Consider the following 25,200-nt stretch of genomic DNA (forward strand, 5'->3'; position numbering starts at 1 on the left):
AAAGTGATGCCCAACTGCCACATGTGCAGAAGCTTGTCTGCCTGTCTGGGAACGTGCCTTGTTTCCGCCTCGTTGAAGGTCCAGTTCCGGTCATCGGGCCGGGGCAAAAAAGTAGATTATCTCATAAACGAGGATACCTCCCATGCTTAAACAACTGCTCATCGGCGCTACTGCAGCGGGCGCTTTCACAATCGCAGGTGCCAGTGCACAGGCACAGTCCTATGGCGGCGGAACCGAAGATACCGGCTTCTATCTCCAAGGTGGCTACAGCTATCTGGACATCCAGCCGGACGGTGCTGACTCTGGCGTTGATACCAACGCTATCACCGCGCGCACCGGTTATCAGTTCAACCGCAACTTCAGCGTTGAAGCCGACCTGACCTCAGGCATCGATGACGGCGACTTCGACTTCAATGTTGATGAAGACGAGTTCAACTTCGATGACAATAATGATGGCGATTTCAACGACACCATCAACGCTTCAGGCGACATCGGCCTGAACTATCTGGTCGGTGTGTATGGCCGCTATTCCGTGCCGGTAAGTGACCGTTTCGACGTATTCGCCCGTGCTGGTTATGCCTTTATCGACCTTGATGCCACTGCAACCACGCCAGGCGGCACCGAAATTGGCCGGATCGAGGATTCCGAGGATGGGGCAGCGCTTGGTGCAGGTCTCAACTATGACCTGACCGAGAACTGGGAACTGCGCGGCGACTATACCTGGTATGGTTTCGGCAGCACCGATACCCATGCTGCGATGTTCGGTGCGGGTTACAAGTTCTAGTAACTCTCCGCACGTGCGAGGCGAAAGATCGCAACATGGCGCCGGCGCTCCAGAAAGGAGCGCCGGCGTTTTTTATGGTTAGAACAGCCCGACCGCGCGGGCCAGGTAGACGAAACCAATCACGGTCACGAGCCAGCGCATCCAGCGCTTGAAATTCACGTCACTCATGCGTGCAAGGACCAGTCCGCCCAGCCATGTCCCTGTCATGGAAAGCGGAATGGCTAGACCGAAGAGCCAGAGCGGCGGCATGGCTGTCATCCCGGCTGCGGCGACGACCGGCACGCTCCAGAACGCAATCTTGACGAGATGTGCGAGAACCTGTGTCGCGGATTTCGTGGCCACAATGGCCTGGCGAGTCATGTCTGTGCGCACGAAGAACAGATCGAGCAGAGGCCCGGCAACGCCGGCAAGCGTATTCAGGGCCTGTACGATGAAGCCTGCAATCTCAGCCTGTCCGCGCTTCTGGATGTCGAGATCGACGATGGACTTGGGTGCCCAGACCATGAGCGGGGTCAGCCCCAGCAGCAGGTAGACCACCGGCTTGTCCGGGCGCCAGGCCAGCAGAACAAGCAGGGCGATGGCGGCGAGCGAGCCCAGCGCGTAGCGGGCAAAGAGTGTCCAGTTGATATGATCACGCAGCAGAAAAGCGCGCCAGCCATTCGAGACCATCTGGATCGCGCCATGCACGATCATCGCTGTTGCCACAGGCAGCAGGGCTGTCAGCACACCCATGAGGATGAGCCCGCCCGCCATTCCGAAAATGCCGGAAATAAAGGCCGTTATGAGTGTCGCAAAAAGTATGGTGAGGGCGCTGACCAACGGCATGGCGTGTGATTAGGCGTGTTCCTGGGAAATTTCCAGCCGCGCCCCGGACGCTCTTTCCAGCCGCAGGCAAGCTGCTTACGCTTTGGGCCATGTCCAAAAACAATGGCCCCTGGCGCATACACTCTACCGAAGAGTCTTTCAGCAATCCCTGGATCCGTATCGAGACGAGTCAGGTCACCCACCCGAATGGCGACCCCGGCATCTATGGTGTCGTACGCTATGCCAATCTCGCCATCGGTGTGCTGCCAGTCGATGAGGCAGGTTATACCTGGTTGGTCGGACAGCACCGTTTCCCCTTTGATGCCTATAGTTGGGAACTGCCGGAAGGGGGCGGGCCAATGGATGTCATGCCCCTGGAGTCGGCACAGCGCGAACTGAAAGAGGAAACGGGCCTCACGGCGGAAAACTGGCAGGAGATCGGGCGCTGGCACCTGTCCAATTCCGTCAGTGATGAGCGTGCTATCGGCTATCTCGGCTGGGGATTGAAGGAGGGAGAGTCTGCCCCCGAGCCCAGCGAGGCGCTTGAGGTGAGGCGCGTCACCGTGCAGGAGCTTGTTGAGCTCTGTCTCGATGGAACAGTAACGGACGCTTTCACAGTCCTGATGACCCTCTCGGCGTTACAGCAGGCAAAGGCTGGCAAACTGCCCGAAGCTGTGGCGCGCCACTTTCAGCTCTAGCCCCCGTCTGGGTTTTCGGAAGCAATGGAGCCTGCAGGTACAGGTAAACCGGTTCTACGGGTGTCATAGCAACATCGACAGGGCATGCAGTCTTCATGCACAAGCCTTGCTGGTGACTTCGGCCGGGAGCTTTCTTCATGTCCATCAGGGCGCGCCGTATTGCGCAGACACACAAGATCCTCGGCCTGGTGATCGGTCTCCAGCTGTTTTTCTGGACAGCAAGCGGGCTGTTCTTCACGCTTTTTCCGATTGAGCAGATACGAGGCGAGCACCTTCGTGCGGAAACACCTGCTATTGACCCTGCAGGGCTTGGAAATATCACGCCGCCGGATGTGGAATACCCATTTGAAAAGGCCGAACTGCGACAGGTTCTGGATCGGCCGGTGTGGGAGGTCTCAGGCAATGGCCGGACACGGCTTTATGAAGCTTCGACGGGTGAAAAAATTGCCCCTCTGGAGGAAGCTGATGTGCGTCGCGTCGCCGAAGAAGGCTGGGCTGGGCGGGGATATGCTACAACGGTGGAGCGTATCGATAACCCGCCGCGCGAGGCCTTTTCAACCAGACCACTCTGGCGGGTCGAGTTCGAGGGATTAGACAGGGCAGTCTTCTGGGTCGATGCAGAAACGGCTCGGATTGTGGCCGTCCGCACGACCAAATGGCGCATTTTCGATGTGTTCTGGCGGTTTCACATCATGGACATCACAGGCGATGACCGCTTCGACAGCTGGTGGCTCAAGATCGCGGCATTTCTCGGCCTGTCGACCGTGCTGTTCGGGATTGCACTGCTGGTCCACCGCGCAATGAGAGGGCGTCTGGTCAAATAGAAAAAGGCCCCGCCGGTTCACGGCAGGGCCTTGCTCGTACTCTGCTGTTCACAAACGCTCAGTCATGGTCGCTGGTATACTCGAATTCGATTTGCTCACGCGTCTCGAAACGGGCCTTTTCCGCGTCTGACAGGGCTGCATGGTTTGAAACAAACTGGCGGACATCGGCATCTTCGAGGCGCCCGGCGGGGCCGTTGACGCAGAGGGCGTGATAGGTCTCACCATCCTCGCCACGTTCACTGAGAATCACCGGGGCTGTCTGGTCTTCATCATGATCTTCACACCGTTCGGCCAGTGTTTCGACCAGCTCCCCGGCATTTTCGAGGTCCTCTTCAAGCCCGCCTTCGAAGGCTGCCTCAATGCGGGCACCCATGGCTTCGGCGCGGGCCTCGAGGGCGGCAGCTTTTTCCTCCATGCGCTCCTCGATGACGATGGCAATGCGTTCTGCACGTTCCGAGCTTGCTTCGGCGACCGCTTCGGCAATCCGGGCATGGGCCTCGGCATTGGAGGCGATCTTCTCGATCTGGACATCCAGCTGGTCCATGTCGCCGGACAGTAAGATTTCCTGGTTCGGGATGACGATCCGTATGCCGTCATCAGTCTCTATGGTCTGGATATCCATACCCTCGAAGTCCAGGTCGAAATCGAGCTTTAGATCACCGAGCTCGGCAAGACCCTTGAGCTCTCTGAGTTCGCCCAGCGTCTCGAAATCCTTGAAAGAGCGCTCCTTGAGCTGGGAAAGGTCTGAGAGTTCGATTGCCAGCACGCTCATCTCTTCCTGGATATCGGAGAAATCCATCTCGTGCAGCTTGTCGAGGCGCGGCTGGAGGTCTTCGAATGGATCACTCAACAGGACAAAGTGCCTGTTCTCGCTCTCGCTGCTCGAAGAGAACCGGTAGACGCGGGATTCGGATTTTGCGTCTTTGTCCTCTGAACCGCCTGCCAGTCCGGATGGAGCCTGGTCCATGGGCGTAGCGGAAGCAGCGCAGGAGGCAGTGGTGAACACAGCCGCTGAGCCCAGCGTGAGCGCGAGAGTCGTGCCCAGAAGGCGTCGGCGGAATGTTGGCGTGGCGTTTTGCATCAGGATAAGTCTTTCTTTTATGGGATGCGCCAGGGTGAGGTTTGCGCTCGAAAAAGCGCTGTCGGCCGGGCCTGCGAGGCGGGCTGCCTTGACGAGGGTGCGGCCATAGGAGAACGCCGATGATGTTCCCGCCCGAAGCACATCGGCGTCGCATGCGGCCTCCTGGTCAATCCGGAACGCCCGGATGCCGAGATAAGCCAAGGGGTTGAACCATTGCAGGGCCAGCATGAGCTGGGCGGCCTGCAGGGCAAAGAGGTCACCGCGTTTGAGGTGCATGAGCTCATGGGTAAGCGCATCACGCTGCTCGCGCGGGCTGTAATCGGCCTCGAACCATTCTGGCAGCAGGATGACCGGCCTGAAGACGCCAGTGATGAGCGGACTGCCATTGAGCAGGCTCGTGCGGACATCGAAGGTGCGCTTCACCCCCAGCTCGCCAGCGATCTCGTTTGCGGCGCTGGCGACGGCTTCTGAGGCCGGCGCAGAATCGTCTGCAATGAGCCGGTGGAAAATGCTCTGGCGATACCAGGCGAGGCCAAGCATCAGGACCGCCCCCGTGATCCAGACTGGCAGGATCATGGCCGGGAGGTGCGCGCTCATGGCTTCGATCAGGCCGGGGCCTGCCGGTTCGGCCGGGGTGAATTCCATGGCTGGTATCGCGGCCGGTGGAGGCGGCGCTGCGCGCGCACCCTGTTCGGCGGCTCTCACCATGGGTTCAAATACCACCGGGGGAGTCGGCTCGGCCTGCTGGGCCGGGGCGAACGTGGCGAAAAGCGAGAGATTGGCGGGCAGGGGCGGCATCAGGAGGCGCGCCAGCGGAACCAGCCAGAGGGCATAGGCGGCCTTTGCCCCGAAGCTACGGGCAAAGGGTTTGCGTACCAGAAGGACCAGGCCGATCAGAACGGTGACGGCAAGGCTTGTCTGGAGGCCATTCGTGAGCACCGGGCTCATATCATTGAACATGTTCATTTCTTGAGATCCCCTAACAATCTCTCTAGCTCGGCGATGTCGTCGGCGCTGAGGCCGCGGGCATCGGCAAGATGTGCCACCAGAGGTGCGGCGCGTCCGCCAAACATGCGGTCAACGAACTGCTTGGCCGCCTTTTTCTGATAGTCGCCGCGCCTGATGGCAGGCCGGTAGAGATAGCGCCGCCCGTCAGGCTCTGTTGTCAGCGCCCCCTTTTCGACGAGGCGACCGACAAGCGTCTTGATCGTGCGGATATTCCAGTCCTTGCCGCCTTCCAGCGCGTCAGCGATCTCGCTGGCGCCGATGCCGGGCTGGTCCCAGAGTACGTTCATGATTTCCAGTTCTGCCGGAGTGATCTGCATGGCTGTTACGCTCTTTTGACTACGTTTGTAGTCGATACTCTTGATTACAGTTGTGGTCAATACGCGATTTGCGATTTTTCCAGAGCCCGGCAGGTGTTGGATGTCATGCCTGGAATGTGGGGATGGCGTATGGGACGGTTTCGGGAAGATGGAAGCGTTATCCCCGGCCTGAGACGGTGTGACAGGGGTGTGGTGATGGTGTGACAGCGGTCCGGAATTGCGGCGCTGAGGGTTGGCGTCGGTCCGGCCCGGCGTGTAAGGCCTTCATCATCAACGGAAATATCCCCTGATTAACCTTCCTGGTGTATAGTCCTTAACGTAATGACAGATTCCGATTTCGACCCTGTGGCCGGCTCAAAGGAAGTCGGCGCGCTTGCCCACCTCTACCGGGCGGAGGTCTACCGCTCGACGATCTGGCGCCAGCGTCTCGACATGACGACAAACTGGACGGTGGTGTCGACCGGGATTGCGCTGTCAGTGAGCTTTGCCAGCGCCAATGCTTCGCCGCTGCCGATCCCGCTGGTCGGCCTGCTGACCATCATGTTCCTGTCGCTAGAGGCGCGGCGCTACCGGTATTTCGCGGTCTGGAAATTCCGCGCGCGCCTGCTTGAGCTGGCGATCATGGTGCCGATCCTGCGCGGGGAGGGCGCGAACATTCCGGTCGACCGTGGTTCGGCCCTCTCGGACGATTATATCCGCCCGCGCCACAGGATTTCGGTCTGGCGTGCGCTCGGCCAGAGGCTCCGGCGCAACTATCTCTGGATTTTCGGAATTCAGTATGCCGCCTATGTCGGCAAGGTCTGGATTCATCCTATCGAAGCGGTGAATTTCGACCAGATGTTGGAGCGCGCGCATATCGGCCCGGTCTCAGGCCCGGTGACGCTGACCCTCGGGACATTGCTGCTGCTGGCCTCTTTCGCGCTGACGATCTGGAGCTGGCGCATGGATCGGCGGGATACGTCCACCATGCTGGACTATCTTGAGGGCGAAGACCTGGCAGAAGACCCGGCATAAGCAGAGCATTCACAGCGGTATAAACCGGTTGCGTTTTTACCCGAACGGCTTATCACGCCCGCCAGACGCCTCAGGCATCGATCAAGAGATCCATTGGCGGGTTTGCCCGCGGATCGAGCGACTTTCCTAATACGATCGTTGCCTTGCGACCTAAAAGCCCTGAACGCGCGAAATTCCGGACGGCAGAATGGTCTGCCGCCCCGGCTCATGAACGCCTTCCAGAGCGGGATATGGCCCGCCATTCAGGCAAACAGAAAGATATATTTTGACCAAGTTTTCCGACCTCGGCCTCGCCGAGCCGATCCTGCGTGCTGTTTCAGCCGAGGGCTATGACACGCCCACACCAATCCAGGCGCAGGTCATCCCGGCCATGCTGGAAGGGCGCGACGTGCTGGGCACCGCGCAAACCGGCACGGGCAAGACGGCGGCCTTCGTGCTGCCACTCCTGAATGCGCTCGCACATGAGAACCGCAAACCGGAACCGAAGACATGCCGCGCCCTGGTGCTGGCACCGACACGCGAGCTTGCCGCCCAGATCGCCGATAGCGTAAGGGCCTATGGTGCGAACACACGCGCCTCCGTGACCATGATTATTGGCGGGGTGAAGATTTCCAAGCAGATCCGGGCCATGCAGCGCGGTGTCGACATCGTCGTTGCCACGCCGGGCCGCCTGCTCGACCTGAAACAGCAGGATGCCATCCGTTTCGACAGGATCACAAGCGTGGTTCTAGATGAGGCGGATCACATGATGGACATGGGCTTCCTGCCCCAGATCCGGAACGTGCTGAAACAGCTTCCCGAAAAGCGTCAGACGGCCCTGCTTTCTGCGACCATGCCGAAGGATATCCGTGCACTGGCCGACAAGTTCCTGAACGACCCGGTCAATGTTGCGGTCGCCCAGGTGTCGAAGCCCGCCGAGCGTGTGACCCAGAGCGTGCAGTTTGTGCCGCACCCGCAGAAGCGCGACGTGCTGACGTCCATCCTCAGTGAACCGGACGTCGACAGCGCTATCGTGTTTACCCGCACGAAACGCGGCGCTGACCGGGTGTGCAAGCATCTCGAGGGGGCCGGGCTCACCGCGGCGGCCATTCATGGCAACAAGAGCCAGAACCAGCGCACGAAAACTCTCGACGCTTTCAGGGCACGCAAGCTGCGCGTTCTCGTGGCGACCGACATCGCTGCGCGTGGCATCGACATCGACAAGGTCAGCCATGTCGTGAACTATGAACTGCCCAATGTGCCGGAATCCTATGTCCACCGGATCGGGCGTACAGGCCGGGCCGGCGAGGCCGGTGTTGCGGTCACGCTGTGTGACGTCGATGAGCGCAAACTGCTGCGCGACATCGAGAAACTGATCGGGCATCGCCTGCCTGGAAATGAAGCCGGGCCGGAACCTGCGCGCGGCGAAGGCGGTCACAACAAGGGTGGAAAGAATACCGGGCGGTCGTTCAATCCGGACAAGGACGGCGGACGCCGGCGCAAGCCGCGGCGTAACCGGTCGCGTCCGGCAGGTAACAAACCGCAGGCCCAGGCCAGAAAGCAAAGCAGCGGGGCGTCTTGACGCCGAGGCGGTTTTCGCATTTAACCCGCCGCTTCAGGACGGGTGGTGCGGAGCCGCCGTTGAAATCGTGAAGCTCGCAAGGGACGCTTCACCGGCCCGCGTCGAAAAAGGAAGAATGCCATGTCACGTCGTCACTCGACGAAGTACAAGATCGACCGCCGTGTCGGTGAGAATATCTGGGGCCGCCCCAAATCTCCGGTCAACAAGCGCCCGACCAAGCCCGGTCAGCACGGCCAGGGCCGCCGCTCCAAGACCTCCGACTACGGCCTGCAGCTCATGGCCAAGCAGAAGGTCAAGTTCCACTACGGTGACATCACCGAGAAGCAGTTCCGCCGCACCTTCGACCAGGCCAACCGGATGAAGGGCAACACGGCAGAGAACCTGATCGGCCTGCTGGAAAGCCGCCTGGAAGCGTTCGTCTATCGCGCCAAGTTCGTGCCGACCATCTTTGCTGCCCGCCAGTTCGTGAACCATGGGCACGTCAAGGTGAACGGCCACAAGGTCAATGTCGGCTCCTATCGCCTGAAGCCGGGCGACGTCGTAGAAGTCCGCGAGAAGTCCCGCAACCTCGCCCTGGTCCTCGAAGCCCTCGGTTCGCCGGAGCGCGACCTGCCGGAATATATCGAGGTCGACCCGAAGGCGATGCAGGCCACCTATATCCGTGTTCCGGAACTGGCCGACGTGCCGTATCCGGTGAAGATGGAACCGGCCCAGGTCGTCGAGTTCTATTCTTCATAGACCTTTTGAAGTTACATCATCATTCTCAAGGCCGCGCTCGTCATGGGCGCGGCCTTTTTCTTTGTGAACCTGATGCCGTGGGAGGCGGGCAATCATGAGCAAACCATCCATCAGCGAAGTACGCGCGCGCTTCATCGCGCAACCCGGCGAGCCCTTCGACCTGTCGGCGCGCAATAGCGGCGACCGGGCGCTCTTTCCAGACAAGGGGGAGACCAAGGACTGGCTGGAGGATGATGCCGAAGCCATCGATGAGCTCCAGGACATGCTCTATGCGGTACGTGACCGGGCCGTGCTGGTCGTGCTGCAGGGCATGGACACGTCCGGCAAGGGCGGTGTGATACGGCATGTGTTTGCCCGCACGAGTCCGCTGGGCATGCAGGTGCAGGCCTTCAAGGCGCCGAGCAAGGAAGAGCTCGCGCATGACTATCTCTGGCGTATACACAAGGCGGTTCCCGGCAAGGGCACCATCGGCATTTTCGACCGCTCACACTATGAGGATGTGCTGGTGGTCAAGGTGCGCGGCTTTGCCCCGGCAGACGTGATCGAAGAGCGCTACGAGCAGATCAACCAGTTCGAGAAATACCTGACAGAGAACGGAATCACGGTTCTGAAGTTCATGCTGCATGTCGGTCATGAGGAACAGGGTGAGCGCCTGAAGGAACGCATTACCGAGGCGCACAAGCGCTGGAAGTTCAATCCGGGCGATCTTGAAGACAGGAAGCTGTGGCCGGATTTCATGGATGCCTATGAAACCATGATCCAGCGCTGTTCGACACCGTGGGCCCCCTGGCATGTCATTCCCGCAGACAGCCGCCCGCGCCGCAATGCGGCTGTCGCGCGGATCGTGCGCGGGGCTCTGGAGGACATGGACATGTCATGGCCGGACCCGGGCCACAAGCTGGAAGATTACGATTTCAGCTGACGCGTTCATCGCTGACATGACTGGCCCGCCCGGCTGCCTCGCGAAGGGTGCTCGCTGGAAGCCGGACGGGCCGCATGATGTGCTCGGGCGTCGATTTTCAGGGCCGGGTCATGCGTGGCCCACACATCATGGAGTGCAGCTATTTGACGGAAACAGAGCCGCCGCTGGACTGGTCCTTGGTGACATTCTTTGCCCCGCCGGCCACGCGGATGCTGCCGCCGCTGGAGGCATCGCCATTGACGCTGTCTGTGGCGTAGGCACGGATTGAGGCCCCGCTGGAAACGTCAGCTGTCACCGATGCGCATTGCAGCTTCTCGGCCCTGATTTCCGATCCGGAAGACGCGTCGGCTTCCAGCTCGTTGCAGGTGCCTGAGGCTTCAACGCTGGAGCCGCTTGAGGTCTCGATCTCGATCTCTCCGGCCGCGATATTGGTGATGGCCACATGCGCGCCCGAGGAGACGTCAATCGAGGCATCGTCACCGGCCAGGCCGTTGCCCTTGACGCTGGAGCCGGAGGAAGCCTTCACGTCCTCGAGCGACTGGACGCCGATCGTGACGGTGTAAGGTGTGCGGTTGCCCCAGCCCATCTTGCGCGGACGTTTCAGGATCAGGTCGCCATCGTCGACTTCGACGATGATATCGCTGAAGTCTCCATCACGGTTTTCCACTTCGACGGAGGTGGCGGTGCCGGTTTCGTAGATGGCCTTGATGCCGGCAGAGACTTCGAGGCCGTCAAAATCCTGGACATTGTAGGTCTTTGTTTCCGCCAGCGCTGGCAGGGCGGCAGTGGCGGTTGTGGCAAGTGCGATGATGGCAAGACGTGACATGGCGGGTCCTTCTGAACGGTACGAGTTATGACTGACTTTTCCTGTAAATCGGAATTTATTGATATTCAATACATAATATTATCGTAAGTCAATAATTTTCATATCAGGCCGCGCCTGCAATTGTTACAGCAGACCCGCGGGGGCGTCAGCGAAGGTTGGCGGCATGGGCGACGATCTGCTTGCGGGCCCGCCCGTTGCGAATCTGCTGCGTGGTGCGCCGGGTCACGGTCACTTCGAATTCGCCATCAGACTTGCGCTTCAGGCGGAAGGGCCGTTTGGCGGCGACGGATTTGCTGTTGGTGCCGTGAACCCCGATGACGGTGAGCTCGAACTCGATTTCGTCCAGTTGCTCGAAAGCGCCGGATTCCGCTTCTGGATGGACGGCGACGAGGCGCTCGAGAAGCTTGCTGAAGGGGCCTGTCGTCAGGCTTTCGCCGGGCCCGAGCGGGCCTTGCAGGGAATGGGTGAGGCTGTCCTTGCCGGGCTCGGTGAGGTCAGCGCTGTACTCATGGCCCGGCGTGAGGCTCGCCCCGATAATGTTCTGGATATAGAAGCGGCCTTCGCTCATGTTTGCGATGATGCCCTTGGGCACATTGTCGTCGGATGTAGTGCAGGAAATGACGAGGCTGGAACGGCGCTCCCGGCGTACGCTCTGGAGGAGCAGCTGGAAATAAAACAGCCAGATGAACACCATGACGAAGTTCGCAATGGTATTGAGCGCGCCGCTATGGCTATTCAGGAAAGACAGCATTTTTAGCTCCGGACATACGGGATTATCAGGATACCTGATCCGTTAACGGAGCATCTGGTGTTTGGTTGCGCGCGAGCGCTGACGGCGTGGCTCAGGCCAGTTCGGCGTAGAGGTCGTATTCGTCAGCGTCGGTGACATGGGCGGAGACAATGTCACCCGGCTGGAGGTGGGCCGCATTGGCAAGATAGACGACACCATCGACTTCCGGCGCGTCGGCCTTGGAGCGGGCGAGCATTTCGCCGGGTTCATCGCTCGGCCCGTCGATGATGACGTCCTGCGTGGTGCCGATCTGGTTGGCGGCGCGCTCTGCGGAGATTTCAGCCTGCAGCGCCATGAACCGGTGCCAGCGCTCTTCCTTGACTTCCTCCGGCACATGACCCGGCAGATCGCGGCTCTCGGCGTGCTGGACGTTCTCGTATTTGAAGCAGCCGGCCCGGTCGATCTTCGCCTCGCGGATGAAGTCGAGCAGGATCTGGAAGTCTTCTTCCGTTTCGCCCGGAAAGCCGACAATAAAGGTCGAGCGGATGGTCATGCCCGGCACATCGCGGCGCCATTGCTGGATGCGCTCGAGCACGCGATCCTGCTTGGCCGGGCGCTTCATGGCCTTCAGGACATTGGCCGAGGCATGCTGGAAGGGGATGTCGAGATAGGGAAGGATGGTCCCGTCGGCCATCAGCGGGATGACCTTGTCGACATGCGGGTAGGGGTAAACGTAATGCATCCGCACCCAGGCGCCGAGCGAGCCGAGCCCGCGCGCAAGGTCGAGGAAGCGGGTCTCATACTCCTCGCCCTTCCAGGCTTGGGGGGCGTATTTAACGTCTAGGCCGTAGGCAGAGGTGTCCTGGCTGATCACCAGAAGCTCGTTCACCCCGGCGCGCACCAGCTGTTCGGCCTCGGTCAGGACATGGTGGATGGGCCGGGAGACGAGGTCGCCGCGCAGTTTCGGGATGATGCAGAAGCTGCAGCGATTGTTACAGCCCTCGGAAATCTTCAGATAGGCATAGTGGCGCGGGGTGAGCCGGATGCCGCTTTCGGGCACGAGGTCGGTGAAGGCGTTCGGCGGCGGGGTGAGGTGCGTGTGCACCGCGTCCATGACCTGCTCATACTGGTGCGGGCCGGTGACGGCGAGCACCTTGGGATGGGCTTTCTGGATGACGTCCGGTTCGGCGCCGAGGCAGCCGGTGACGATCACCTTGCCATTCGCCTCGATCGCCTCGCCAATGGCATCCAGGCTCTCATCGCGCGAGGAGTCCAGAAAGCCGCACGTATTCACCAGCACGAGGTCTGCGCCGTTATAGTCCGGGGAGATGGCATAGCCTTCCGCGCGCAGTCGCGTGACGATGCGCTCGCTGTCGACCAGCGCTTTCGGGCAGCCGAGCGAGACGATGCCGACTTTCGGCTGGGTTTTGGCTTGCGGCTTTGGCGGCGTATCGATGAGGGTGCTCATGGGGCGCGGCTTTACCAGCCACGGGGCTCGAAGGGAAGAAGCCCATGGCTGTTGGGCGGCATGTGCGACGCGCGGCGCCTCGGGCCTACGCTAGACCTTCTCGACCTCTTTCGGCGCGGTGACCTTGCGCGGCGCCTTCCGTTTCTTGGGCTTGGGCAGGAGGCGGAAGCGCGTCTGGCACCAGGCGAAGCCAACGCCGACATCGAGCAACGCATCGGAGCGCCCGCACGGGCAGAGAAACGGCATGACGTAGTAGACCCGGTAGGTCTCGCCCGCGACGAGCGGCACGGGCTCACCGGTCACATGGTTCGGCGCTGCATTCACGCACAGCACCAGATCGCCGGAGCCGACATCATAACTCATGCTTTGAGTTTATCATGGATGGCGTGCGCGGCCTACAGAAGCGGAGAATCCTACCCGGCGAGAGTGGCGATCATCCCGGCGTAGGCCGGGATCTCTGTCACCTTGGCATTGCGCGTGCGGCAGGAGACCCCGGCCTTCGCCGGGGTGAGCGGGCTAGTCTTTCTTTTCGGGGTTTTCCGCCAGAAACGCTTCCAGCTCGTCCTTCCAGAATTTCGCCGCGGTGTGCGTGCCATGGCCGCGGGTGTCTTCGCTGGCGGGGATGAGGACGAAGCGGGCATTCGGCATGCGCGCGGCCAACACTTCCGGGTCACCCAGGCCCGGCGGGTTGATGAAGTCGTCGGCGGAATTGATCCAGAGCACCGGCACCTCGATTTCGGAGAGGTTCGGGGCGGGGTTGTAGGTGCGTGAGGCGTCGAACTGGTAGATCGTGTCGTTCGGGTCGACGGCGCGCGCGACCAGGCTTTCGCGCGAGGTTCGCAACGCCTCGACGGCGTCTTCGCGGGTCGGGGCTTCGGCCTGGAGGCGGTAGGGGTTGGCGCCGGCGAGGATGAGGGTGTTGGCGTAGATCTTGTGGCCGGTTTCGAGATCGGTCGGATCTTCATAATTGCCGTCGTCATAGTCCTGATCATTGCGGAAGCCGTCGATCAGCATCTGCCGGAACATGCGGTTGCGCCCGGCGATCTCGATGGCGTTACAAGCGAGTGGCACGAAGCGCTCGGTGAAACCCGGATAGGTGGGGCCCCAGACGAAGCTGTGCATGCAGCCCATCGAGGTGCCGATGATCATGTCGAGGCCCTGGATGTCGGCGCCCTCGGTCAGCATCCGGTACTGGGCGCGGACCATGTCGTCATAGTCGTAGCGCGGGAAATCCGTGCGCATCCCGTCGCTCGGCTTGGAGCTCGCGCCATGGCCGAGATTGTCCGGCGAGATGATATAGGTGGTTTCGAGGTCGAGCGGCTGGCCGGGGCCGAACAGCTCGTCGCCGAAGATCGGGCGCAGCAGGGACTTGCCGCTGCCGCCGGTGCCATGGAGCAGCATGACGGCATTCGTGATGTTGCCGTCCGCGTCGCGCTCTGGCGTGCCGAGCGTGTAATAGCTCATCGTGATGGAGGAGAGCGTTTCGCCGGTGTCGAACTCGAAGTCCTCAAGCTCGACGGTGTGATGCTCGGCCTGCGCGGCCCAGTCTTCAGCCGCCGCCGGGCCGGCGGTGAGCAGGGTGGCAGCAAGGGTGAGGGCCGGGAGAGCTCGCATGAGGCGTTCCTTTCTGGTGGCGTCTGCGGGGAAGACTAGCGGTCCCGGCTGCCGGGGCAATGGGTCGTTTATGGGCTGGAGGCTTTTCACGCGAGTGTGATTGGCAGGCCGTGCGGGCCTTCCCCACTTTAGCGCGCAATAGCTGGAAAGGACCAATCCCGTGACAAAGAATGCAACAGCGACCGGACTATTCATCCTGCGCGCCACACTCGCCATCTTCTTCCTCGTCTGGGCGCTTGAAAAGTTCATCAAGCCGGACACGACGGCGGCCATCTGGGAAGCCTTCTATTTTGTCGAGGACCTGCCGGCCGTCATGTCCTATGCGGTGGGTGTGATCCAGATCGGCGCGCTCGTGGCGTTCGCGCTCGGGGCTTTCAAGTTCTGGTCCTATGGCTTCTTCCTGGTCATCCATGGCCTCGGCACGCTGACGACATGGCAGACGCTGATCAATCCATATGAAGGCTCGAACCACCTGTTCATCGCCGCCATCCCGGTGCTTGGCGCACTCATCGCGCTGTTCCTGATGCGCAAGCAGGACACGCTACTGAGTATCGGGAAATAGGCGCATACAAAAAACAGCCTGCCGGTCTGGAGACGGGCAGGCTGTTTTCAAGTGTTCGTTTTTTCGAGAGCGTAGCGCCTCAGGCGGCTTCCATCTCGATGCCTTTTTCGGCCATGAATTCTTTCAGCTCGCCGCTTTCGAACATCTCCTTGATGATGTCGCAGCCGCCGACGAATTCACCCTTCACGTAGAGCTGGGGAATGGTCGGCCAGTCTGAATAGACCTTGATGCCTTCGCGCACGGCCTGGTCTTCCAGAACGTTGGTGGCGACATAGTCGACGCCGAGATAATCGAGCACCTGGACGACAACAGAAGAGAAGCCGCATTGCGGGAATGTCGGTGTGCCTTTCATGAAGAGCACCACATCATTGCCTTTCACGGCGGTGTCGATGGATGTCTGGACGTTGTCGCTCATGTCTGTCTCCGCTTGTATGGCGTTGAATCAGGATGTGAGGGGGGAGGGGGCCTGCTTCAAGCCCCTTCATGCCCTGGGCTGCCACTGACGTGGCTGTCTTCGGCTTCTATCGCTCCACCGGATCGATTGATCCGCTTGGCGGACCGGCAGCGAAGCCTAGTCCTTCACTTCCTTCATGATCTGCTCGCGCGCCACGGCGATCAGTTCAGCCATGTGCTCACGGATGCGGGCATCCGAGCGGTCGACGCCCTTGGCATCGAGATCACCGCGCACCTTGCGGAAGACATCCTCATCACCGGCCTCTTCGAGATCGGCGCGCACGACGGTCTTTGCATATTCTTCAGCGTCCGCACCCGACAGTTCCATCAGGTCGGCGGCCCAGAGGCCGAGAAGCTTGTTGCGCCGGTTCATGATCTTGAACTGCAGCTCGGAGTCGTGGGCGTACTTTGCTTCCTCGGCGCGCTCACGGTCGTCGAATGTGCTCATCTGGCCAGCCTTCCCTCGTTAACGGGCTCAATTGCATACCTGCCGGGGTATAAAGGGCGTAAGGCGTTTCAGGCAAGAGCGCCCATGCTGTACGGCCATCTCATGAAAAGGCTGGAGGCGAAACCTGAATCAGCGTTTGTTCGAAAGCGAGCTTCGGAGTAACAATCCGGGCTTGTTTTTATAGGGGCGCAAAGGGCCGTCATGTGCCAGTCCCTGACCCCAGGAGGGAGTCTCGCGATGTCACGCAGACGCAAGATTTATGAAGGCAAGGCCAAGATCCTGTATGAAGGGCCGGAGCCGGGCACGCTGATCCAGTACTTCAAGGATGATGCGACCGCCTTCAATGCCGAGAAAAAGGCCGTTCTTGACGGCAAGGGCGTGCTGAACAACCGCATCAGCGAATTCATGATGACGCGGCTCGGCGCGGTTTCGATCCCGAACCATTTCATCAAGCGTCTCAACATGCGCGAGCAGCTGATCCGCAAGGTGGAGATCATTCCGCTGGAAGTGATTGTGCGCAATGTCGCGGCAGGCAGCATGTCGAAACGCCTCGGTATCGAGGAAGGCGAGACGCTGCCGCGTGCGATTGTCGAGTTCTGCTACAAGAAGGACGAGCTGGGCGACCCGCTGGTCAGCGAGGAGCATATCGCGGCCTTTGGCTGGGCAAGCCCGCAGGAACTCGATGACATGATCTCGCTCTCACTCAGGGTGAATGATTTCATGTCCGGCCTGTTTGCCGGGGTCGGCATCCGGCTGGTGGACTTCAAGATCGAGTTCGGCCGCCACTTCGAGGGTGACATGATGCGCACGATCCTGGCTGACGAGATCAGCCCTGACAGCTGCCGCCTCTGGGACCTCGAGACGAATGAGAAGCTCGACAAGGACCGTTTCCGCCGGGATATGGGCGGGGTGACGGAAGCCTATGCTGAGGTCGCCCGCCGCCTTGGTATCATCAAGGAAAACGCGCAGGGCGCGGACGTGCTGGATTTCAGCCCGGGCAGCAAATAAGCTGGTTCAGTTGCCTGCATTCCAATCGGTTTGCGAATAGGCTAGAGAAGGCGCCGCATCGCAATAACGCTTTTCGCAAGAGAGATTTGCCCATGAAAGCCATCGTCCATGTCGGCCTGAAACCCGGTGTTCTCGACCCGCAGGGCCGCGCTGTCGCGGATACGCTCGGACGGATGGGCTATGACGAGGTGCAGGGCGCACGCATCGGCAAGGTGATCGAGCTCGACCTGACAGGTGTTGCCGAGGACAAGGTGGATGCCCGCGTGAAAGAGATGTGCGAGAAGCTGCTCGCCAATACGGTGATCGAATCCTACCGGTATGAACTGGTCGGGTAGGCGCGAGCTCACAGGGCGCAGCTTCGGGGTGTCAGTTTGCAGATTGTGGCGGCGCCACAATCAGTACATGAATCCGGGCTTACTCATCCTGCCATTGCTCGTCACGGCTTGCAGCGGGGCAGTAAATACTTTTGAAGTTAACGTTCCCGAACCGGCCTCAGCGGAGCTTCAGCTCTGTGGGCAAAGGACCAGCCTTGAACGGTCAGGAGAAAACCTTGTTGCCACTCGCAGGATAAGCTGTGAAGGCCACGGTGCGATTGTCGTGCGCATCCCGAAGAAGCCGACCATCAAGTGTACGGTCGGATATGTTACGCCGGGCGTGGAACAGAACTTCCGGTATGAAGTCCATAACGGTCGATGTATCTGACTGTCGTTTGCGCTAGTCTCCTCCAGAGAGAGAGGAGACGCCATGCTCAAGCTGACATTCTGCCTGCACCGCCTGCCGGGGCTTACCGTTGGGGAGTTCCAGACCTATTGGCGCGAGAAACATGCCCCGCTGGTTGCCAGTCATGCCGGGACGCTGGGCATAAAGCGCTACGTGCAGACCCACGCCATCATCCATGAGATGAACGAGACGATCCGCGGCACGCGCGAAGCCCCGGAGCGGTTCGACGGCATTGCCGAGCTGTGGTGGGAGAACTGGGAGGCGTTCTTCTCCGCCAGCGAAAACCCCGGCGCGGCGGAAGCCGGACAGGCGCTGCTGGAAGACGAACGCACCTTCATCGACCTCAAACGCTCCCCGCTCTGGTTCAATGAAGAGCATGTGATCGTGGGGTGAAGACTATTTGCCGTTTCTCTCTCATCTTGCGAGCAGGGACATCAGGAGATGGGCGCTCAGATGAGCAAGCTCATCGAGCGTGACGCAAGAAAGAGAGACCTGAATTTGCTGCCTGTGCTGGACCGGCGGTGAAATTGTTCCCGTAACAAAAACGCCCCGCATCATCACGATGCAGGGCGCTTCCGGTTGAGATTGGTGAAGACGGGTGCCTAGCCCTTCGCCATTTCCTTCTCGAAGTTGGCGCCGACGGCTTCGAGGAAGCCTTCGGTGGTTTCCCATTTCTGGGATGGGCCGATGAGGAGGGCGAGGTCCTTGGTCATCTGGCCGTTCTCGACGGTCTTGATGACGGAGCGTTCCAGCTTTTCGGCGAACTCTGTCACTTCCGGGGTATCGTCGAGGCGGCCGCGATGGGCAAGGCCACGCGTCCAGGCGAAGATGGAAGCAATCGAGTTGGTCGAGGTCGCTTCGCCCTTCTGGTGGTTGCGGTAGTGGCGCGTCACGGTGCCGTGGGCGGCTTCGGCCTCGACCGTCTTGCCGTCCGGTGACATCAGGACCGATGTCATCAGGCCGAGCGAACCGAACCCTTGCGCGACCGTGTCGGACTGGACATCGCCATCATAGTTCTTACAGGCCCAGACATAGCCGCCGGACCATTTCATGGCGGCTGCGACCATGTCGTCGATCAGGCGGTGTTCATAGGTGCCACCCCACTCCTTGAAGGAGTCGGCGAACTCATTGTCGAAGACTTCCTGGAACAGGTCCTTGAAGCGCCCGTCATAGGCTTTCAGGATGGTGTTCTTGGTCGACATGTAGACCGGCCACTGGCGCGTCTGGCCAAAATTGAAGCAGGCGCGGGCAAAGTCCTTGATGGACTCGTCCAGGTTGTACATGCCCATGGCGATGCCGGAGTCCTGGAACTCATAGACTTCCTTCTCGATCTTCTCGCCATTCTCGCCCTGCCAGGTCATGGTCAGCGTGCCGGGGCCGGGGACGCGGAAGTCTGTGGCGCGGTACTGGTCGCCGAAAGCGTGACGGCCGATGACGATAGGCTGCGTCCAGCCCGGGACGAGGCGCGGAACGTTGGAAATGACGATCGGCTCACGGAAGACGACGCCGCCAAGGATGTTGCGGATTGTGCCGTTTGGCGAGCGCCACATCTTCTTCAGGCCGAATTCCTCGACGCGGGCCTCGTCCGGCGTGATGGTCGCGCATTTCACGCCGACACCGTGTTCCTTGATGGCGTTAGCGGAATCGACGGTCACCTGATCGTCGGTCGCATCCCGGTTCTCGATGCTGAGATCATAGTATCTGAGATCGATATCGAGATAGGGAAGGAGAAGTCGCTCCTTGATCATCTGCCAGATGATGCGGGTCATCTCGTCGCCGTCGATCTCGACGACCGGATTCTTGACCTTGATCTTTGCCATGCCGGGAAAGTCCTTTCAGTTGCACTGTTTTACGGGCGGCTATAGCAGAAGGGGTTGAGAGGTCAAAAGCGAGTTGCGGGCGCATCTGGCCGGGCGCCCAGAGGTCTTTAGCCATGAAACGTCTGATCTTTGTTTTTGCTTGGGTTTTTCTGACCGGTGCCGGGCAGGTGTATGCGCAGTCAAATCGCAGTGCGGATGCGGTTGTCACGATCGGGCCCGATGAGTCCGGCAACTGGCTGGTCGAGTACAGCTTTGCAGAGCCGCAGCAATTGCTGGCCTTTGTCCAGTCGGGCAATGACTACAGGGCGGCAACATGGACGGTCAGCTCAGGCAATGCGAACCTTGCGCGCGCTGCCGGGCTGGATGTCATCGTCCTTGACCAGCCGGCCCGCAAAGTGGCGTTCAGCGTCATCCCGCTGACCAGTGAGTTACAGGGCGAGGCCACCCCTTTCATGACATTCCGGGATGGCGCCATTGCGGTGCATGAAGGCCAGTTCCGGCTGTTCCCGGTCACGCGTTCGGAAATTCTAGGTGATGATGGCGAGCGGCTGCCCGATCCAGACACCGCGCAGCTGGCGATGGATACACGGATTTCTTCAGACCGGAATATAATTGCCGACGGTGAGGTGCATCAGGGCACACTGACAAACCGCATCGAGGATGGCGGGACGTATATCTATATCGGCAAGGGTGAAATCCGCAGCTTCGAGCATTTCGACGCCGTGCTGGACGCCACCTTCCCGGCCTGGATTGGCGAGCGCTTCATGGACAGCGTGCTGGAACGGATCTTCGCGGCCCATGAAGCCAGATGGGGCCGCGCGCTGGATAAGAAGCCCACAGTGATGTTCGCCTATAAGGGCGAACGTGCGGGTGGACTGTCTGTGAAGGGCGGGGCGGCCGATGACATGCTGATGGTGTCAGCGGGCGGGGCGCGGCTGAACGAGCCAGACTCCGATACGCTGGCTTATCTTCACTGGTACTTCGCGCATGAGGCCGCACATCTGTTCCAGTCGGAGGGTGGTGTACGGTTTGCAGGCGAAGGCGATGCGTGGATCCACGAGGGCGCAGCCAATATGATGGCCTATACGCAGATCGCCGCCACGCTCAATGACGAAGCCGGTCCGCGTTTTCTTGCCAGTGTCTATGGCGGGGCTTTCGAGGAATGCGTCAGTGCCCTGGAGGGCGGCCCGCTGGCGAGCGCACGAGAGCGCGGCGTAAACTCGGCCCATTATGCCTGCGGGGATTTCGTCGCACTGGCAACCGACGGGTTTCTCAGGCGGCGTGACATCTATTCCTTCTGGAACACGCTGATCGAGCGCGCGCTGGACATGGAAAGCCCACGCGTCGATGCCGGGCTTTACTTCAATACGCTTCAACTGCTCGGCGCGACCGAGGGCCAACGTAGCCTTATTCAGGCGATTGTCGGTGATGAAGCCCCGGAGAATCCGCGCAAGGCGCTCATAGCTATGCTGGAGGCGGCGAAGCTCGCGCCGCAGTTCAATGCTGAAGGGCAGTTGATTTCGATGGATTGGCCCGACTATTCCGCGGAATGACCGAGACACGCCAGCCCGCCATTATCCTCGCAGAGCCCCAGCTTGGGGAGAATATCGGGTCGACCGCGCGCGCCATGCTGAATTTCGGGCTGACCGAGCTTCGTATCGCCGCGCCGCGCGATGGCTGGCCCAATCCGGCCGCTGAACCGATGTCGGCCGGCGCGTTCGAGGCGGGCGTCGAGGTCAAGGTGTTCGACAGTGTCGAGGCGGCGTGTGCCGATCTTGGCTATCTCGTCGCGGCGACGGCGCGCCCGCGCGGGATGGAGAAACCCGTGACGAATGCCGCTGGCGCGGTGGACTGGCTGACGGGACAGGAAAGGCGCACCGGCGTCATGTTCGGCAACGAGGCGCAGGGCCTGTCGAACGATCATGTCGCGCTCTGTGATGCCATCATGACCTATCCGGTGAGCAAGGCGTTTGCCTCGCTCAACCTTTCGCAGGCGGTGATGGTATTTGCCCATGCCTGGGGCGATGCAGCCGGGCAGGGCGGACGCTTCGAGGGCAGGGATGCGGGGGTCGGCGAGACGGCAAGCCGGGACGAGCTGATCGGCATGTTCGAGCACTTCGAGGCCGAGCTTGAGCGGGCAGGCTATTTCTACCCTCCCGACAAGACACCTCTGATGACTCGCAATCTGCGCAATGCCTTCATTCGGGGGCAGTGGACGAGCCAGGAAGTGCGTACCTTCCGGGGGGCGGTGAAGGCGCTGGCGATCGGGCGCGGCAAGGCACGGATCAAGCGGGAGGAGTAAACCGCACAGCTATTGGAATGGTAATTAACTCCCTCTCCAAATATGCCTGCAAGGGTTGGGTATAGCGATGGCTAGATGTTCAGGCAGTCGAGGGTGTTAGAAGTGTCTCCTGTTGTCCGGCTACTGACGACCGCCTTTTTGCCTGCAATCTCTGTTGCCGCTTGCGGTGCAAGTTTTGAAAAGTTCCGCCTTTGCAGCGAGGACCAGCCGACTGAATTCATTCAGTTTGATTGGTCTGACCGTACGTTCTCGACTTCCGACTATCTTGGAGCAATTAGAAGCTGCGGCGATAGTTTTGCCGGTTTTTGCATTCGCGAGCCACTGCCGATCGCGGTACCCGCAGATTTTGATCTGCACGCTAACGAGCCATCTGAGTGGAGAGTGGATGATCAAACTTATCGGTTTGAGCCCCTCGATGACACAAGTTTTGAAATATCTACTGAAGCGACCTGGGGAGAGGAGCGGTATGTCTTTTCCCAAAAAGAAGGCCTTGTCGCCAGGCTGGTTCGGCCGACCATCAATGGTGAAGCCTTTCCTGAAGAAACGTGGAAGCGGTGTGCTGGCAGACTTACTCTGAAACAGATGAAAAAGTACGCTGCAGAATAAGGTAATAAGGCCAGCACTTCTTCAATTCCGTTCAACACTCTTTCTTTCGCTTGCGTTCTTGTCCCAGCATTCCCGAAGCGGGCTGATCCGCTCGGGACATTACATGCCGGACAGAGTGGCACTGGCGACCCAGTCTGCTCTCTTTTTGATTACTGGCCGGTGTTGTCTTCCTGCCGGGGTTTTTCGGGCAGGTTCGCCGCCGCGAGATCATCGGCAAGGCGCTGGCCTGTGGAGGCGTAGACCTTTTCGGCCGAGACAGCGCTTTCATCGCAGCGCTGGCGCCGGGAATTTTCCGACGCAAAGGCATTGTTGAACGCGTCGACCATGGAGGAACGCATACGGCTCTGATACGGCGCTTCCATGCTGAGCAGGCGCTGCATGTAGCCGCGCCAGTACTGATCATTACTGCCATTGCAAAGCTGCCTGATCGCGTGAGCCGATCCCAGTGTAGAGGACAGCTCGATAACGGTCTGCATATAGCCCTGCGTGCGGGTGTCGGTGTAATCGCTCACCTGCTGGCGCTGATATTGGTTCTCATACTGGCCATGCGCGGTCATGGCTGGCAAGAATGCCAGTAGCAAAGCGACCGGGAGGAAGCGCCAGTGTACGAATGCCTGCTTCATGAGACGACTTTCACGCGGCTTGAGGAACGTCTCAAGCCGTTTTCTGAACAATTAGCACCTGTCACCGTCAATGATGACCTGGAAATCGGGCATCCGTGGGGCGAGACGAAAGATGGCGCGCTGATCTCCTATGGCAATACCGATGTCTGGTTCAGCCCGGCGGCGAAGGCCTTTGCGAAGTATCTGCACAGCGCTGGACGGCTGGCCTGGTTCCAGTCGAGTGCGGCGGGACTGGAAAATCCGTTCCTCCAGAAGATAGGCGACAAGGCGGAGGCCTATACGTCCAGCCATGTGCAGTCAGAAGCGATTGCCGAATGGGTGCTGTGGGCCGGGTTCGACTGGTTCGGCAATGGGGCCGGACGCCGTGCGGCTCAGGCGGAAAAGGACTGGCGCAGCGTGTCGTTCCGCGAAATCCAGGCAACCCGCTGGCTTATCTATGGCTTCGGTCATATCGGGGAAGCGGTGGGCCGGCGTCTCCGGGGGCTCGGGGCGCATGTCACGGGGGTGCGCCGATCCGGCCACGTGTCTCCCTTCGCGGACCGGATCATACATCCGCAGAATTTCGAGCCTGACAATCTCGGCCAGTCAGATGCCGTGCTCCTGTGCTGTCCACATACCCCGGAGACGGAAAACCTCGCCGATGCAGACTTCTTCACCGCCATGAAGGAAGACAGCCTGTTCATGAATGTCGGGCGCGGCGCGCTTGTGGACGAGACCGCGCTGATAGCCGCGCTGGAAGCCCGCAGGCCGGCCCATGCAACGCTGGATGTGACGCGGGAAGAGCCCTTGCCGGAAGACAGCCCGCTCTGGCGCCATCCGCATCTAACGCTGACGCCGCATACGTCTGCGATGACCGAAGATGCTCTCAAACGTAACGACGAGCTTTTCCTCGAGAACCTCGTCTTGTTCCTGAACGGTGAGCCGTTGCGCAATCTTGTCGAGGACTCTGCGTTCGCCGCCCAGTCTGTCTGAGCATCTTGCCGAAGGCGGGCAGGCGGGCGTATCAAGCGACATGGAATTGTCACGCATGATCCTGCCCGGCCCATGGCGCCCGGCACGCCTTCAGGAAGGAGAGGATCCGGTTCGTATCGAGCCGCTGGATGCGCTTGGGCATACCGCAGAAACGGCAACCGAGGCGGCCAGCGATTTTGCCACCTGGATTGCTTCGGGCTCTCGCGAGGCTCTGATCGCGCTCGGCCTGACAATCGCGATCACGGCAGGTCTCTGGTTTGCCCGCTACGGGCTGATCCGGCTGATACACTATGTGCCCAAGGACAAGGATCATTCGATCCCGGCGATCCTGAACAGGATCGTGCGCCGCTTCCGTCTCTATTTCATGATCGCCAGCGCGCTGGTCATCACGGACCGGATCATGGAGCTGCCGTCGACGGTCTCGACATTTACCCATGTCCTGTTCGTGATCACGGCGACGCTACAGGCCGCAGAACTCTTGCAGGAAGCGGCGATTTCATCCATCCGGCGCCAGGCGATCCGCAACACCCAGGACGCGAGCACGCTTGCCTCTGCGGTGAACCTCATCAAGTGGTTCATCAATCTCGTCATCTGGTCGTTTGCGCTGCTGCTCATCCTCGACAATGTCGGGGCGGACGTGACCGCGCTTCTGGCGGGTTTCGGTGTGGCAGGTATCGCCATTGGTCTCGCCGCGCAGGGCATGTTCCGCGACCTGTTTTCCTCGCTTTCCATCGTGCTCGACAAGCCGTTCCAGGTCGGCGACACGGTGCGTTATGGCGAGACGTGGGGCGATATCGAGGATATCGGCCTGAAGACGACGCGCATCCGTTCCAAGACGGGTGAGCAGATCATCATCTCGAACACGAACCTGCTCGAGGAAGAAATCCATAATATGCGCCGGATGACACGGCGGCGCCTCGAGACGACATTTGCGCTTGTCTATCAGACGCCTGCCGATGTGGCGGACAGTGTGCCCGGCATGGCTGCCGAACTGGTCAAGGGGCTGCAGGGGGTCTCGTTCGACAGGTGCAGTCTTGCTTCCATCGGGCCGGCCGCACTGGAATACGAACTCGTCGTCTATTCCCTCAATCCGGACTTCAACCGCTCAATGGCGGTTCGCTCCCGCGTGTTGCTCGCGCTGTTCCGGAAGTTTCGTGAAGAGGGTATCGAGCTCGCCTATCCGACGCAGACGCTATATCTCAATGATAGGGGAAGGCTCGATTCCGTACGCGTCGAAGCAGCTGCACCGGAAAGCACAACAATTGTCGAGGGGCCGCTTGAGGGCGATCAGGACTAG

At 60.3% G+C, this 25,200-nt stretch carries 28 protein-coding genes; 16 read left to right on the plus strand and 12 right to left on the minus strand.

Going from position 1 to position 25,200, the window contains the following annotated elements; genetic code table 11:
• Nucleotides 1-142 precede the first annotated feature (142 nt).
• A complete protein-coding gene (locus Q1K31_RS00890; protein WP_300375707.1) occupies nucleotides 143-784 on the plus strand; it encodes a porin family protein in 642 nt (213 codons plus the stop codon).
• A 78-nt stretch (nucleotides 785-862) separates the two neighbouring features.
• On the opposite strand, the gene Q1K31_RS00895 is transcribed toward Q1K31_RS00890, so the two are convergent.
• A complete protein-coding gene (locus Q1K31_RS00895; protein ID WP_300375709.1) occupies nucleotides 863-1,609 on the minus strand; it encodes a sulfite exporter TauE/SafE family protein in 747 nt (248 codons plus the stop codon).
• A gap of 89 nt (nucleotides 1,610-1,698) precedes the next feature.
• On the opposite strand from Q1K31_RS00895, the gene Q1K31_RS00900 reads away from it, so the two are divergent.
• Both Q1K31_RS00900 and Q1K31_RS00905 read left to right on the plus strand, forming a co-directional pair.
• Nucleotides 1,699-2,286: an NUDIX hydrolase gene (locus tag Q1K31_RS00900; RefSeq protein WP_300375711.1), complete on the plus strand. Its 588-nt coding sequence runs from the start codon at nucleotides 1,699-1,701 to the stop codon at nucleotides 2,284-2,286.
• Between the two features lie 137 nt (nucleotides 2,287-2,423).
• The gene (locus Q1K31_RS00905; RefSeq protein WP_300375713.1) at nucleotides 2,424-3,110 is read left to right on the plus strand and encodes a hypothetical protein; all 687 of its coding nucleotides are present in this window, start codon (nucleotides 2,424-2,426) and stop codon (nucleotides 3,108-3,110) included.
• A 58-nt stretch (nucleotides 3,111-3,168) separates the two neighbouring features.
• Here the strand turns inward: Q1K31_RS00905 and Q1K31_RS00910 are convergent, their stop codons facing one another.
• Together Q1K31_RS00910 and Q1K31_RS00915 are read right to left on the minus strand one after the other, a co-directional pair.
• Nucleotides 3,169-5,151, minus strand: coding sequence for a M56 family metallopeptidase (locus tag Q1K31_RS00910; protein WP_300375715.1), 1,983 nt, complete (start codon nucleotides 5,149-5,151; stop codon nucleotides 3,169-3,171).
• A gap of 2 nt (nucleotides 5,152-5,153) precedes the next feature.
• Complete coding sequence (locus Q1K31_RS00915; RefSeq protein ID WP_300375717.1) at nucleotides 5,154-5,516, minus strand: BlaI/MecI/CopY family transcriptional regulator; 363 nt, start codon at nucleotides 5,514-5,516, stop codon at nucleotides 5,154-5,156.
• Nucleotides 5,517-5,837: 321 nt separating this feature from the next.
• Here Q1K31_RS00915 and Q1K31_RS00920 point away from each other — a divergent pair, with 321 nt between their 5' ends.
• From Q1K31_RS00920 to Q1K31_RS00935, 4 genes are all read left to right on the plus strand, one after another.
• A complete protein-coding gene (locus tag Q1K31_RS00920) occupies nucleotides 5,838-6,530 on the plus strand; it encodes a DUF2270 domain-containing protein (protein ID WP_300375719.1) in 693 nt (230 codons plus the stop codon).
• Between the two features lie 265 nt (nucleotides 6,531-6,795).
• The gene (locus tag Q1K31_RS00925) at nucleotides 6,796-8,091 is read left to right on the plus strand and encodes a DEAD/DEAH box helicase (protein WP_300375721.1); all 1,296 of its coding nucleotides are present in this window, start codon (nucleotides 6,796-6,798) and stop codon (nucleotides 8,089-8,091) included.
• Nucleotides 8,092-8,211: 120 nt separating this feature from the next.
• Nucleotides 8,212-8,829 carry a 30S ribosomal protein S4 gene (gene rpsD, locus Q1K31_RS00930; RefSeq protein WP_300375723.1) on the plus strand — a complete coding sequence of 206 codons (618 nt, stop codon included), beginning with the start codon at nucleotides 8,212-8,214 and terminating at the stop codon, nucleotides 8,827-8,829.
• A gap of 94 nt (nucleotides 8,830-8,923) precedes the next feature.
• Nucleotides 8,924-9,751 carry a polyphosphate kinase 2 family protein gene (locus Q1K31_RS00935; RefSeq protein WP_300375725.1) on the plus strand — a complete coding sequence of 276 codons (828 nt, stop codon included), beginning with the start codon at nucleotides 8,924-8,926 and terminating at the stop codon, nucleotides 9,749-9,751.
• Nucleotides 9,752-9,890: 139 nt separating this feature from the next.
• Here the strand turns inward: Q1K31_RS00935 and Q1K31_RS00940 are convergent, their stop codons facing one another.
• The 5 genes from Q1K31_RS00940 to Q1K31_RS00960 form a co-directional block, all read right to left on the minus strand.
• A complete protein-coding gene (locus Q1K31_RS00940; RefSeq protein WP_300375727.1) occupies nucleotides 9,891-10,577 on the minus strand; it encodes a head GIN domain-containing protein in 687 nt (228 codons plus the stop codon).
• Between the two features lie 145 nt (nucleotides 10,578-10,722).
• Complete coding sequence (locus tag Q1K31_RS00945; RefSeq protein ID WP_300375729.1) at nucleotides 10,723-11,328, minus strand: hypothetical protein; 606 nt, start codon at nucleotides 11,326-11,328, stop codon at nucleotides 10,723-10,725.
• Nucleotides 11,329-11,419: 91 nt separating this feature from the next.
• Nucleotides 11,420-12,775: a 30S ribosomal protein S12 methylthiotransferase RimO gene (rimO, locus tag Q1K31_RS00950; protein ID WP_300375731.1), complete on the minus strand. Its 1,356-nt coding sequence runs from the start codon at nucleotides 12,773-12,775 to the stop codon at nucleotides 11,420-11,422.
• Nucleotides 12,776-12,865: 90 nt separating this feature from the next.
• Entirely contained in the window at nucleotides 12,866-13,138 is a 273-nt protein-coding gene (locus tag Q1K31_RS00955) for a hypothetical protein (protein ID WP_300375733.1), read from the minus strand.
• Between the two features lie 153 nt (nucleotides 13,139-13,291).
• Entirely contained in the window at nucleotides 13,292-14,389 is a 1,098-nt protein-coding gene (locus Q1K31_RS00960) for an alpha/beta fold hydrolase (RefSeq protein ID WP_300375735.1), read from the minus strand.
• A gap of 160 nt (nucleotides 14,390-14,549) precedes the next feature.
• On the opposite strand from Q1K31_RS00960, the gene Q1K31_RS00965 reads away from it, so the two are divergent.
• Nucleotides 14,550-14,951, plus strand: coding sequence for a hypothetical protein (locus Q1K31_RS00965; RefSeq protein ID WP_300375737.1), 402 nt, complete (start codon nucleotides 14,550-14,552; stop codon nucleotides 14,949-14,951).
• Between the two features lie 79 nt (nucleotides 14,952-15,030).
• Here Q1K31_RS00965 and grxD read toward each other — a convergent pair whose 3' ends face one another.
• Together grxD and Q1K31_RS00975 are read right to left on the minus strand one after the other, a co-directional pair.
• Nucleotides 15,031-15,366 carry a Grx4 family monothiol glutaredoxin gene (grxD, locus tag Q1K31_RS00970; RefSeq protein ID WP_300375739.1) on the minus strand — a complete coding sequence of 112 codons (336 nt, stop codon included), beginning with the start codon at nucleotides 15,364-15,366 and terminating at the stop codon, nucleotides 15,031-15,033.
• A gap of 156 nt (nucleotides 15,367-15,522) precedes the next feature.
• Nucleotides 15,523-15,852 carry a DUF1476 domain-containing protein gene (locus Q1K31_RS00975; RefSeq protein ID WP_300375741.1) on the minus strand — a complete coding sequence of 110 codons (330 nt, stop codon included), beginning with the start codon at nucleotides 15,850-15,852 and terminating at the stop codon, nucleotides 15,523-15,525.
• A 237-nt stretch (nucleotides 15,853-16,089) separates the two neighbouring features.
• On the opposite strand from Q1K31_RS00975, the gene purC reads away from it, so the two are divergent.
• The 3 genes from purC (at nucleotide 16,090) to Q1K31_RS00990 (ending at nucleotide 17,973) form a co-directional block, all read left to right on the plus strand.
• Nucleotides 16,090-16,860, plus strand: a complete 771-nt coding sequence (gene purC / locus Q1K31_RS00980; RefSeq protein WP_300375743.1) for a phosphoribosylaminoimidazolesuccinocarboxamide synthase — start codon at nucleotides 16,090-16,092, stop codon at nucleotides 16,858-16,860.
• Nucleotides 16,861-16,952: 92 nt separating this feature from the next.
• Nucleotides 16,953-17,195: a phosphoribosylformylglycinamidine synthase subunit PurS gene (purS, locus tag Q1K31_RS00985; RefSeq protein ID WP_300375745.1), complete on the plus strand. Its 243-nt coding sequence runs from the start codon at nucleotides 16,953-16,955 to the stop codon at nucleotides 17,193-17,195.
• A gap of 409 nt (nucleotides 17,196-17,604) precedes the next feature.
• Nucleotides 17,605-17,973, plus strand: a complete 369-nt coding sequence (locus tag Q1K31_RS00990; RefSeq protein WP_300375746.1) for an EthD domain-containing protein — start codon at nucleotides 17,605-17,607, stop codon at nucleotides 17,971-17,973.
• 209 nt (nucleotides 17,974-18,182) lie between these two features.
• Here the strand turns inward: Q1K31_RS00990 and Q1K31_RS00995 are convergent, their stop codons facing one another.
• Nucleotides 18,183-19,400, minus strand: a complete 1,218-nt coding sequence (locus Q1K31_RS00995; protein ID WP_300375747.1) for an NADP-dependent isocitrate dehydrogenase — start codon at nucleotides 19,398-19,400, stop codon at nucleotides 18,183-18,185.
• Between the two features lie 113 nt (nucleotides 19,401-19,513).
• Between Q1K31_RS00995 and Q1K31_RS01000 the strand changes: the two genes are divergently transcribed.
• The 3 genes from Q1K31_RS01000 (at nucleotide 19,514) to Q1K31_RS01010 (ending at nucleotide 22,308) form a co-directional block, all read left to right on the plus strand.
• Nucleotides 19,514-20,953, plus strand: coding sequence for a hypothetical protein (locus Q1K31_RS01000; RefSeq protein ID WP_300375748.1), 1,440 nt, complete (start codon nucleotides 19,514-19,516; stop codon nucleotides 20,951-20,953).
• Nucleotides 20,950-21,702 carry an RNA methyltransferase gene (locus Q1K31_RS01005; RefSeq protein ID WP_300375750.1) on the plus strand — a complete coding sequence of 251 codons (753 nt, stop codon included), beginning with the start codon at nucleotides 20,950-20,952 and terminating at the stop codon, nucleotides 21,700-21,702. Before Q1K31_RS01000 ends, Q1K31_RS01005 begins: the two co-directional genes overlap by 4 nt.
• A gap of 75 nt (nucleotides 21,703-21,777) precedes the next feature.
• Complete coding sequence (locus Q1K31_RS01010; protein WP_300375752.1) at nucleotides 21,778-22,308, plus strand: hypothetical protein; 531 nt, start codon at nucleotides 21,778-21,780, stop codon at nucleotides 22,306-22,308.
• Nucleotides 22,309-22,457: 149 nt separating this feature from the next.
• On the opposite strand, the gene Q1K31_RS01015 is transcribed toward Q1K31_RS01010, so the two are convergent.
• Nucleotides 22,458-22,931: a TIGR02301 family protein gene (locus Q1K31_RS01015; protein WP_300375754.1), complete on the minus strand. Its 474-nt coding sequence runs from the start codon at nucleotides 22,929-22,931 to the stop codon at nucleotides 22,458-22,460.
• Between Q1K31_RS01015 and Q1K31_RS01020 the strand changes: the two genes are divergently transcribed.
• The gene (locus Q1K31_RS01020) at nucleotides 22,911-23,903 is read left to right on the plus strand and encodes a D-2-hydroxyacid dehydrogenase (RefSeq protein WP_300375756.1); all 993 of its coding nucleotides are present in this window, start codon (nucleotides 22,911-22,913) and stop codon (nucleotides 23,901-23,903) included. The genes Q1K31_RS01015 and Q1K31_RS01020 overlap by 21 nt on opposite strands.
• Nucleotides 23,866-25,200 carry a mechanosensitive ion channel family protein gene (locus tag Q1K31_RS01025; RefSeq protein ID WP_300375759.1) on the plus strand — a complete coding sequence of 445 codons (1,335 nt, stop codon included), beginning with the start codon at nucleotides 23,866-23,868 and terminating at the stop codon, nucleotides 25,198-25,200. Before Q1K31_RS01020 ends, Q1K31_RS01025 begins: the two co-directional genes overlap by 38 nt.

Origin of the sequence: Henriciella sp. (assembly GCF_029936995.1) — a bacterium.
In the GTDB taxonomy this organism is placed as follows: domain Bacteria; phylum Pseudomonadota; class Alphaproteobacteria; order Caulobacterales; family Hyphomonadaceae; genus Henriciella.

Excerpts from the sequence above, each read along its gene's own strand:
- rpsD (WP_300375723.1), top strand. The coding sequence starts at position 8,212 with ATGTCACGTCGTCACTCGACGAAGTACAAGATCGACCGCCGTGTCGGT.
- Q1K31_RS01015 (WP_300375754.1), bottom strand. The coding sequence starts at position 22,931 with ATGAAGCAGGCATTCGTACACTGGCGCTTCCTCCCGGTCGCTTTGCTA.
- Q1K31_RS00990 (WP_300375746.1), top strand. The coding sequence starts at position 17,605 with ATGCTCAAGCTGACATTCTGCCTGCACCGCCTGCCGGGGCTTACCGTT.
- Q1K31_RS00960 (WP_300375735.1), bottom strand. The coding sequence starts at position 14,389 with ATGCGAGCTCTCCCGGCCCTCACCCTTGCTGCCACCCTGCTCACCGCC.
- rimO (WP_300375731.1), bottom strand. The coding sequence starts at position 12,775 with ATGAGCACCCTCATCGATACGCCGCCAAAGCCGCAAGCCAAAACCCAG.
- Q1K31_RS00935 (WP_300375725.1), top strand. The coding sequence starts at position 8,924 with ATGAGCAAACCATCCATCAGCGAAGTACGCGCGCGCTTCATCGCGCAA.
- grxD (WP_300375739.1), bottom strand. The coding sequence starts at position 15,366 with ATGAGCGACAACGTCCAGACATCCATCGACACCGCCGTGAAAGGCAAT.
- Q1K31_RS00995 (WP_300375747.1), bottom strand. The coding sequence starts at position 19,400 with ATGGCAAAGATCAAGGTCAAGAATCCGGTCGTCGAGATCGACGGCGAC.
- purS (WP_300375745.1), top strand. The coding sequence starts at position 16,953 with ATGAAAGCCATCGTCCATGTCGGCCTGAAACCCGGTGTTCTCGACCCG.
- Q1K31_RS00915 (WP_300375717.1), bottom strand. The coding sequence starts at position 5,516 with ATGCAGATCACTCCGGCAGAACTGGAAATCATGAACGTACTCTGGGAC.
- Q1K31_RS00900 (WP_300375711.1), top strand. The coding sequence starts at position 1,699 with ATGTCCAAAAACAATGGCCCCTGGCGCATACACTCTACCGAAGAGTCT.
- purC (WP_300375743.1), top strand. The coding sequence starts at position 16,090 with ATGTCACGCAGACGCAAGATTTATGAAGGCAAGGCCAAGATCCTGTAT.
- Q1K31_RS01005 (WP_300375750.1), top strand. The coding sequence starts at position 20,950 with ATGACCGAGACACGCCAGCCCGCCATTATCCTCGCAGAGCCCCAGCTT.
- Q1K31_RS00975 (WP_300375741.1), bottom strand. The coding sequence starts at position 15,852 with ATGAGCACATTCGACGACCGTGAGCGCGCCGAGGAAGCAAAGTACGCC.
- Q1K31_RS01000 (WP_300375748.1), top strand. The coding sequence starts at position 19,514 with ATGAAACGTCTGATCTTTGTTTTTGCTTGGGTTTTTCTGACCGGTGCC.
- Q1K31_RS00895 (WP_300375709.1), bottom strand. The coding sequence starts at position 1,609 with ATGCCGTTGGTCAGCGCCCTCACCATACTTTTTGCGACACTCATAACG.
- Q1K31_RS00890 (WP_300375707.1), top strand. The coding sequence starts at position 143 with ATGCTTAAACAACTGCTCATCGGCGCTACTGCAGCGGGCGCTTTCACA.
- Q1K31_RS00945 (WP_300375729.1), bottom strand. The coding sequence starts at position 11,328 with ATGCTGTCTTTCCTGAATAGCCATAGCGGCGCGCTCAATACCATTGCG.
- Q1K31_RS00920 (WP_300375719.1), top strand. The coding sequence starts at position 5,838 with ATGACAGATTCCGATTTCGACCCTGTGGCCGGCTCAAAGGAAGTCGGC.
- Q1K31_RS00905 (WP_300375713.1), top strand. The coding sequence starts at position 2,424 with ATGTCCATCAGGGCGCGCCGTATTGCGCAGACACACAAGATCCTCGGC.
- Q1K31_RS00940 (WP_300375727.1), bottom strand. The coding sequence starts at position 10,577 with ATGTCACGTCTTGCCATCATCGCACTTGCCACAACCGCCACTGCCGCC.
- Q1K31_RS01010 (WP_300375752.1), top strand. The coding sequence starts at position 21,778 with ATGTTCAGGCAGTCGAGGGTGTTAGAAGTGTCTCCTGTTGTCCGGCTA.
- Q1K31_RS00955 (WP_300375733.1), bottom strand. The coding sequence starts at position 13,138 with ATGAGTTATGATGTCGGCTCCGGCGATCTGGTGCTGTGCGTGAATGCA.
- Q1K31_RS00910 (WP_300375715.1), bottom strand. The coding sequence starts at position 5,151 with ATGTTCAATGATATGAGCCCGGTGCTCACGAATGGCCTCCAGACAAGC.